General features: G+C 58.6%; 11 protein-coding genes. 8 read left to right on the forward strand and 3 right to left on the reverse strand.

What is annotated here, in order from left to right; genetic code table 11:
- Positions 1-19 precede the first annotated feature (19 nt).
- Entirely contained in the window at positions 20-208 is a 189-nt protein-coding gene (locus QZ498_RS11805; RefSeq protein ID WP_294622475.1) for a hypothetical protein, read from the forward strand.
- A gap of 74 nt (positions 209-282) precedes the next feature.
- Here QZ498_RS11805 and hemH read toward each other — a convergent pair whose 3' ends face one another.
- Both hemH and QZ498_RS11815 read right to left on the reverse strand, forming a co-directional pair.
- On the reverse strand, positions 283-1,344 hold the full coding sequence (hemH, locus tag QZ498_RS11810; RefSeq protein WP_294622476.1) for a ferrochelatase: 1,062 nt from the start codon (positions 1,342-1,344) through the stop codon (positions 283-285).
- Positions 1,345-1,404: 60 nt separating this feature from the next.
- Positions 1,405-2,220, reverse strand: coding sequence for a methyltransferase domain-containing protein (locus tag QZ498_RS11815; RefSeq protein WP_294622478.1), 816 nt, complete (start codon positions 2,218-2,220; stop codon positions 1,405-1,407).
- 15 nt (positions 2,221-2,235) lie between these two features.
- Between QZ498_RS11815 and QZ498_RS11820 the strand changes: the two genes are divergently transcribed.
- The 4 genes from QZ498_RS11820 to QZ498_RS11835 are packed head-to-tail and all read left to right on the forward strand — an operon-like array spanning position 2,236 to position 4,537.
- Positions 2,236-2,967, forward strand: a complete 732-nt coding sequence (locus QZ498_RS11820) for a ComF family protein (protein ID WP_294622479.1) — start codon at positions 2,236-2,238, stop codon at positions 2,965-2,967.
- Between the two features lie 31 nt (positions 2,968-2,998).
- Positions 2,999-3,256 (forward strand): glutaredoxin 3, encoded by a 258-nt coding sequence (gene grxC / locus QZ498_RS11825; protein ID WP_294622480.1) that lies wholly within the window; start codon positions 2,999-3,001, stop codon positions 3,254-3,256.
- 6 nt (positions 3,257-3,262) lie between these two features.
- Complete coding sequence (locus tag QZ498_RS11830) at positions 3,263-4,093, forward strand: carbon-nitrogen hydrolase family protein (RefSeq protein ID WP_294622481.1); 831 nt, start codon at positions 3,263-3,265, stop codon at positions 4,091-4,093.
- Entirely contained in the window at positions 4,094-4,537 is a 444-nt protein-coding gene (locus QZ498_RS11835) for a MarR family transcriptional regulator (RefSeq protein ID WP_294622482.1), read from the forward strand.
- On the opposite strand, the gene ubiG is transcribed toward QZ498_RS11835, so the two are convergent.
- A complete protein-coding gene (gene ubiG / locus QZ498_RS11840; RefSeq protein ID WP_294622483.1) occupies positions 4,534-5,280 on the reverse strand; it encodes a bifunctional 2-polyprenyl-6-hydroxyphenol methylase/3-demethylubiquinol 3-O-methyltransferase UbiG in 747 nt (248 codons plus the stop codon). The two genes, QZ498_RS11835 and ubiG, sit on opposite strands and share 4 nt — an antisense overlap.
- Positions 5,281-5,329: 49 nt before the next feature.
- On the opposite strand from ubiG, the gene pip reads away from it, so the two are divergent.
- From pip to QZ498_RS11855, 3 genes are all read left to right on the forward strand, one after another.
- Positions 5,330-6,304, forward strand: coding sequence for a prolyl aminopeptidase (pip, locus tag QZ498_RS11845; protein WP_294622485.1), 975 nt, complete (start codon positions 5,330-5,332; stop codon positions 6,302-6,304).
- A 201-nt stretch (positions 6,305-6,505) separates the two neighbouring features.
- A complete protein-coding gene (gene rimP, locus QZ498_RS11850; RefSeq protein ID WP_294622486.1) occupies positions 6,506-7,084 on the forward strand; it encodes a ribosome maturation factor RimP in 579 nt (192 codons plus the stop codon).
- 2 nt (positions 7,085-7,086) lie between these two features.
- Positions 7,087-7,793 (forward strand): transcription termination/antitermination protein NusA (locus QZ498_RS11855; protein WP_294622487.1); only part of this gene is annotated, 707 nt, incomplete at its 3' end.

Here is a 7,793-nt window from a genome sequence, read left to right on the forward strand (position 1 = left end):
CCAATATCTGGAGGATAATATGAAAAAACTCGTTCTCGCCGCTGCTCTGACTGGCGCTGCAACCTTTGCTTCTGCTGGCACCATGGAAGAGCCGATGATGGAAGCTCCCGTCGTTGTTGAAGAAACCACCGCAAGCTCGTCGGCAGCTGGCGTTTGGGTTCCGCTGGTTCTGCTCGCCATCGTGGCCGCAGTTGTTGCTGCTGACTAATCAGTCGCACAAAGACCAATTGAAAAAGGCAGTGGTACACCACTGCCTTTTTTACTTCTGACCGATTGCCTTATTCAATCCAGCCAGCCCTTTAAGTTCTCTTCGACAATTCCGGCAAGCGCTTTCATGTGGGCGTCGTCGTCGTTGAGACAGGGGATATAGGTAAACTCCTCACCGCCCGCTTCTTCAAAACTTTCGCGGATTTCCTCGTTGATCTCTTCCAGGGTTTCGATGCAATCCGCCGAAAAGGCAGGTGCCATGACGGCAATCTTTTTCTTTCCTTCACGCGCCAGATCGGCCACGTGATCCACCGTATATGGTTTGAGCCACTCTTCCGGGCCAAAAACGGATTGGAATGTCGTGGTGATCTGCGTGTCGTCCCACCCCAAACGCTCTTTCAAAAGGCGCGTAGTTTTCTGACATTGGCAATGATACGGATCGCCCTGCATCAAGTACCGCTTGGGCATTCCATGATAGCTGACCACAAGGATATCGGGGCGCTCCTTTGCCTCGGCATAGGCCTTCTCAACCGACTGCGCGAGCGCTTCAATATAGTCGGGGTTTTCGAAATAGGGCTCGACGACACGCGCGATCGGTTGCCAGGTTTCGTCCATCAAGGCGCGAAAAAACTGATCGTTCGCCGTGGCCGAGGTTGCGCCCGCGTAATGTGGATAGAGTGGAAAGAACAGGATACGCGTGCACCCCGCCTCGACCATCTTACGCACTTTGGACTTGGTCGAAGGATTACCATAGCGCATGCAGAAATCCACCATGACCTGATCGCCGAAACGCTCGTGCATAAGCTCGGCCATCTTGGCGGTCTGATCCCGCGTGATGGTCATCAAGGGGCTTTCGTTCTTGTCCTCGTTCCAGATGGATTTATAGGCCTCGCCACTGGAAAAGGGCCGCTTGGTCAGGATGATCAACTGCAAAAGCGGCTGCCATTTCCAAGGGCTGTAATCAATCACCCGACGGTCTGACAGAAATTCGTTCAGGTACCGGCGCATCGGCCAATAGCTATAGTGATCCGGCGTGCCGAGATTGGCCAGAAGAACCCCGGTTTTCGCCTTGGGAATGGCGGGGTGATCGGCATTGGCGTGCTCGGGAACCTTGGCAGTCGTGCTAGCGTCAAGCATGGGCAATCTCGTCATTATATTCATGTTTCATTGTGTGAAATAACGGCTCTGTCCCTGCCGTCAATCTTTCAAAGGGCTTTCTTGCGTCCCAAGCGCATCCGCAAGCCGCGCCGTGGCCGAGCCGGGGCGCAGGGGTTGGGGTTGGCTTTCATCCGGGGCCCAGCCTGTCAGAACCATCAAATCGAACGTGGCCGGCACCCGCCCATCCGGGCTGGCAAAAGTTTCTGCATAAAGCTCACAAGCGCGCAGCATGACGCTTCGCCGGGTGGCATGCCTTGGGCGCGCGGCAAGGGCCGAGGTTTCCCCCATGCCCCGCAACTCCCGCATCAGGTGCAGGGGCGATTCGTAGCTGGCTTTCAAAGGCAGGTAATCGGCCACCGGAAGGGCAAAACCGGCCCGCTGCAAAAGCGCACCCAAGTCACGGATTTCGCCCATCGGGGCTACGCGTGGCGACAATCCCCCGGTCAAATCCGCTTCGGCCTGCGCCAAAGAGGCGCGCAATTCATGCAGGGTTTCCCCGCCAAAGAAGATGCCAAGAAACAGGCCATCGGGTTTCAAGGCACGGCGTGCCTGAATCAACTGTCCGACCGGATCATTGGCCCAATGTAGGCACATAGCGTGAACCACCAGGTCATGCGCGCTTTCTTCAAGCTCAAGGGTGTCTTCATCCACAATGCATGTCGCATCGGGGAACCAATCCTGCCACGCTTTCGGAAATCCGCTCACCACGGCAGGGGCGTTAAAGGATTTATTAACCATCCCCAGCCGATCCTTGATCTCACCCGCTGCGGACTCGTGCAGGAACAACGCCGGCGCCGTCATGGCGCGGGCGCGGTTGCGAAGCAGGGCAGGGCGGTCGGTCAGGGGTTGCTGCATGAGGGGAACAATAGGGTGAGCACGCGGGCTTTTCAAACGGCGTTGCGTCTGGTCTATCCGCCGCGCTGCACCCTTTGTGGCGAGCAGGTCGATAGTGATTTCGGCCTCTGCGGTCCGTGTTGGCGGGAAACGCCCTTTATTTCCGGGCTGTGCTGCGACGCCTGCGGCGTGCCGCTGCCCGGTGATGACCGGGGTGAACCCGAGTACTGCGATGATTGTATGCGGATGGCCCGGCCATGGCAAAAAGGCCGCTCGAGTCTTTTGTACAAGGATCAAGGCCGTAGGCTGGTTCTATCGCTCAAATACAGCGACAGGCAGGACATCGTGCGCCCGGCGGCGCTTTGGATGGCGCGCGCGGCCGTGCCCTTGATTGATCGGCGCATGGTGGTTGCCCCCGTGCCGCTTCACTGGACACGCATGCTCAAACGCCGATTCAATCAAGCGGCACTCTTGGCCGAGGCTGTCGCCCGAGAACTCGGCCTCGACTATTGCCCCGATCTGTTGATCCGCCGTCACCGTACCCGAAGCCTTGGCGGTCTGGGGTTCGATGCGCGTCATGCAACTGTCGGTCAGGCCATCGTGCCCCATCCCCGGCGCGGCCACCGTATGGCGGCGCGCAAGGTTCTTATCGTGGATGACGTCATGACCTCCGGTGCCACCTTGTCCGCCGCGACACAGGCTTGTTTTTCCGGCGGTGCCGCCTCTGTGAACGTACTGACACTGGCACGCGCGGCCAAGGACGCCTAAGTTCCCTGCAAAGAGTTAAGGGAACGAAAGAATGCAACCTGTCGAGATCTACACCTCGCCGCTTTGCGGTTTTTGTCATGCTGCCAAACGCTTGTTGAAGCAAAAGGGCGTCAATTTTTCGGAAATCGACGTGCTGGTTGATCCAGGCCGCAAGCCTGAGATGATCCAACGGGCCAACGGCGGCCGCACGGTGCCGCAAATCTTCATCGGTGACACCCATGTTGGCGGCTGTGATGAGCTTCACGCGCTTGAACGGGCCGGCAAGCTGGACCCGCTTTTGCAAGGCTAAACCCCGATGAAAGCGGCCCTGATCCAATTGAACAGCAGCGATGACCCGGTAGAGAACCTGCCGGTCACCTGCGATTATGTGGATCAGGCCGCCAAGGGCGGCGCGAAGTTCATCCTTTCCCCCGAAGTGACCAATTGTGTTTCGGCCAGCCGCACGCGGCAAAAAGAAGTGCTCCGACACGAGGCCGATGATCCGACACTTGCCGGGTTGCGCGACTCCGCCCAAAAAAATGGCGTGTGGCTCCTGATCGGCTCGCTCGCCTTGAAAACCGATGATTCCGACGGGCGCTTTGCCAATCGGTCCTTCCTGATTGACCCAAAGGGTAAGATCACCGCGCGATACGACAAAATCCATATGTTCGACGTGCAGGTGTCCGAGGCCGAAACCTACCGCGAATCCGCTGGTTACAGGCCCGGTGAGGCTGCGACATTGGCCGATATCGGCCTTGCCAAACTCGGCATGACCGTCTGTTACGACATCCGTTTTCCCTACCTCTACCGGGCTCTTGCCCAAGCCGGGGCTGACATCCTTACCGTGCCGTCCGCCTTTTCACAGGTAACGGGGGCGGCCCATTGGGAGGTTCTGCTGCGCGCCCGCGCAATTGAAACCGGGTCTTACGTCTTGGCCCCGGCGCAAACCGGTACGCATAAGGCCACGCGTGGAAAGACCCGCAAAACTTATGGGCATTCTCTGGCCGTGGCACCCTGGGGTGAGGTGATTGCCGATGGTGGCACCGATCCCGGTGTCATTTACGTTGATCTTGACCTTGGTAAAGTGTCACAAGCCCGACAACGTATCCCGTCGCTGCATCAAGCGCCGCAATTCCATGGTCCGTGAATGAGTGAATTTTCGATCAATTCCCTTGCCGTCGCCTTGTTCAGTGAAATACTGGCGGATGAGCAATTGATCCGGAACCGGCTGAGCCGTGTTTTGCCAAAGGGCATGGAAATCTCGCATTTCTCGGTTCTCAACCATTTGGCCCGCGCCGGAGGCGAGCGCAGCCCGGCGCAATTGGCGAAGAGTTTTCATGTCACCCGAGGGGCGATGACCAACACCCTGAACAAACTGGAATGGGCGGGCTACGTGCATATACGCCCCGACTGGGATGATGCCCGCCGTAAAATGGTGGCCATCAGCCCCGCAGGCAGGCAGGCGCGCGATGCGGCGATTGCGGCGATCACACCGATGATAACCGAACTGGTCCGCGAAGTGGGCGAAGACAAGGTGCGTACCACGCTGCCCGTCCTACGCGAATTGCGCGCAAAACTGGAAACCGATTAAGCCGGTTTCACGCTGGCGGTGACGTAGTTCACGCTCAGGTCCTTGGACGATAGCGACCATTGCCAAGTGATCGGGTTAAAGACGAACCCCTTGCGATCCACCGGCGTCAGCCCTGCGTTTTCGATCAATGAATAAAGCTCATCCGGGGTGATGAACTTGTTCCATTCATGCGTGCCCTTGGGCAGCCACCGCATGACGTATTCGGCCCCCACAATCGCCATGGCAAAGCTTTTGGCGTTGCGGTTGATGGTGGAACAAATGTGCAGGCCGCCGGGCTTCAAAAGCGTCTGACAAGCGGTCAGATAGGCCAGCGGGTCGGCCACGTGCTCTACAACTTCCATGTTCAGAACGACGTCAAACTGCTCACCCGCCTCGGCCATGGCCTCGGCCGTGGTGTGGCGATAGTCGATGGTCAGGCCGGATTGTTCGGCGTGCACTTGGGCGACTGGAATATTGCGCTCGGCGGCATCGGCGCCCACCACCTCGGCCCCCAGCCGCGCCATGGGTTCCGACAGCAGCCCACCGCCACAACCGATGTCGAGAATCCGCAGGCCCGAGAACGGTTTTTCGCCGTTCAGGTCACGCTCGAACTCGGCAGCGATCTGTGATGTGATATAGTCCAATCGACAGGGGTTGAGCATGTGCAACGGCTTGAATTTGCCGTTCGGGTCCCACCATTCGGCGGCCATGGCCTCGAACTTGGCAACCTCGGCTGGATCGATCGTGCTTTGAGCGGCTTGCATTCTGCTCTCCATATGCTCATGTGGTCCGGCCTTTCTATATAGGACGGTCATGGATAAATTCTCAGGCCAAAAGAGCGCAGTCCAGTATCTTTACCCGCCGATCGAACCTTTTGATCGGTGCATGATGGATGTGGGCGATGGTCATGAGATTTATGTTGAGCAATCCGGTAGCAAGGATGGCATGCCGGTGGTTGTGCTACACGGCGGGCCGGGTGGCGGATGCAGCCCGGCGATGCGGCGCTATTTTGATCCCAACGTCTATCGAATCATCCTGTTCGATCAACGCGGCTGCGGCCGATCAAAGCCGCATGCCAGTGTGGACGCGAATACCACATGGGATTTGGTCGCGGATATCGAGCGTATTCGAAAAACCCTGAAGATTGAGGAATGGATCGTGTTCGGCGGCAGTTGGGGCGCGACGCTGGCCCTGATCTATGCGCAAGCACACCCCCGCCCGGTGCGGCATCTGGTGCTGCGCGGGGTCTTTACCATGACGCGTGCCGAACTGGATTGGTTCTATGGCGGCGGCGCTGGGCGGTTCTGGCCCGAGACATGGGCGCGGTTTTGCGAGTTGATCCCCGAGGACGAGCGCGACGATATGATCGCGGCCTATCACCGGCGGCTGTTTTCCGGCAATCGCGCCGAAGAAATCCGCCATGCAAAGGCTTGGTCTGCTTGGGAAAATGCGCTGGCCACGGTACATTCCAGCGGCGCGACCCTCGAAAGCCCGGCGGAGTATGCCCATGCCTTTGCGCGGCTGGAGAACCATTACTTCATCAACGGTGGCTTCCTTGAGCGCGATGGCCAAATCCTCCACGATATCCCCAAGATCGCCGATATCCCCGGCACAATCGTGCAAGGCCGCTACGATATGATCTGCCCACCGCAAGCCGCGTGGAACCTGACGCAGAACTGGCCCAAGGCCAGCCTGCGGATGATCCCCGTCGCCGGGCACGCCCTGTCCGAGCCGGGAATCAGCGCCGAACTGGTGAAGATCATGGATCGTCTGGGGCGTGGGGCTTAAACTCCTGAAAACGCGCAGAAATCACTGTCTGTAAAACGTCGGTATTCTGTCGGTGCCGTTTTCGGCCCTGCAAGCCCCTTGCAGACTCACCCGGCAAAGCGTATATCCCCTTTCAACAGCGGCGCGTTGGGGTCCAAACCTGACGCTCCACCGGGAAATATCGACGGGCCGCGCGCCCGTTTTTTTGTGTTTGAAAGTCAGATGAGCAACGACCTGATCGCCAAGACAGCCATTGATCGCCGCATGGCCGAGATCATCACCCCCGTCATCGAGGACATGGGGTTTGAACTGGTGCGCGTGCGTCTGATGGGTGGCAAGACCAACACGCTTCAGATCATGGCCGAAACGCCTGAGGGCGGTATCGAAGTGGACCAATGCGCCGATATCTCGAACGCCGTGAGCGCGGTTCTGGATGTCGAAGACCCGCTGACCGATGCCTATACGCTGGAGGTCTCCAGCCCCGGGATTGACCGGCCCCTGACCCGCCTCAAGGATTTCGAGGAGTTCGAAGGCTACGAGGCCAAGCTGGAAACATCCGAGATGATCGACGGGCGCAAGCGCTTCAAGGGCGTTCTGGCCGGGGTCGAAGACAATGACGTGTTGATCAACATCGAAGAAGGCACCGTTGGCCTGCAGTTCGATTGGCTGGCCGATGCCAAGCTGGTGCTGACCGATGAGCTGATCAAGGACATGCTGAAGGCCCGCAAGGATGCGGGCACCCTGAAAGAAGACCAATTTGACGAGATCGAGACCGCAGGGTCCGAGTCTGAGGAGGACTGAAAATGGCAATTACCTCTGCAAACCAGCTTGAGCTGTTGCAAACCGCCGAGGCCGTGGCCCGCGAAAAGATGATCGACCCGTCGCTCGTCATTGAAGCGATGGAAGAAAGCCTCGCCCGTGCCGCCAAAAGCCGCTACGGCGCCGAGATGGACATTCACGTCAGCATTGACCGTAAGACAGGCCGCGCCACCTTTACCCGCGTGCGCACCGTGGTCGAAGATGACGAGGTTGAAAACTATCAGGCCGAGATGACCGTTGAACAGGCCAAGCAGTATCTCGACGATCCCAAGGTCGGTGACCAGTTCATCGAAGAAGTGCCGCCCGTCGATATGGGCCGGATCGCCGCGCAATCGGCCAAGCAGGTGATCCTGCAAAAGGTCCGCGAGGCCGAGCGTGACCGTCAGTTCGAAGAATTCCAGGATCGTGTCGGCACCATCATCAACGGTCAGGTCAAGCGCGAGGAATACGGCAACGTCATCGTCGATGTAGGCCGTGGCGAAGCCATCCTGCGCCGCAACGAAAAGATCGGCCGCGAAAGCTATCGCCCGAATGACCGTATCCGCTGCTACATCAAGGATGTGCGCCGCGAGGCCCGAGGCCCACAGATTTTCCTGAGCCGCACCGCGCCGGAGTTCATGGCGGAACTCTTCAAGATGGAAGTGCCGGAAATCTATGACGGCATCATCGACATCAAGGCCGTGGCCCGTGA

Origin of the sequence: uncultured Roseovarius sp. (genome assembly GCF_913057115.1) — a bacterium.
In the GTDB taxonomy this organism is placed as follows: Bacteria; Pseudomonadota; Alphaproteobacteria; order Rhodobacterales; family Rhodobacteraceae; genus Roseovarius.

Excerpts from the sequence above, each read along its gene's own strand:
- QZ498_RS11805 (WP_294622475.1), top strand. The coding sequence starts at position 20 with ATGAAAAAACTCGTTCTCGCCGCTGCTCTGACTGGCGCTGCAACCTTT.
- hemH (WP_294622476.1), bottom strand. The coding sequence starts at position 1,344 with ATGCTTGACGCTAGCACGACTGCCAAGGTTCCCGAGCACGCCAATGCC.
- QZ498_RS11815 (WP_294622478.1), bottom strand. The coding sequence starts at position 2,220 with ATGCAGCAACCCCTGACCGACCGCCCTGCCCTGCTTCGCAACCGCGCC.
- grxC (WP_294622480.1), top strand. The coding sequence starts at position 2,999 with ATGCAACCTGTCGAGATCTACACCTCGCCGCTTTGCGGTTTTTGTCAT.
- QZ498_RS11830 (WP_294622481.1), top strand. The coding sequence starts at position 3,263 with ATGAAAGCGGCCCTGATCCAATTGAACAGCAGCGATGACCCGGTAGAG.
- QZ498_RS11835 (WP_294622482.1), top strand. The coding sequence starts at position 4,094 with ATGAGTGAATTTTCGATCAATTCCCTTGCCGTCGCCTTGTTCAGTGAA.
- ubiG (WP_294622483.1), bottom strand. The coding sequence starts at position 5,280 with ATGCAAGCCGCTCAAAGCACGATCGATCCAGCCGAGGTTGCCAAGTTC.
- pip (WP_294622485.1), top strand. The coding sequence starts at position 5,330 with ATGGATAAATTCTCAGGCCAAAAGAGCGCAGTCCAGTATCTTTACCCG.
- rimP (WP_294622486.1), top strand. The coding sequence starts at position 6,506 with ATGAGCAACGACCTGATCGCCAAGACAGCCATTGATCGCCGCATGGCC.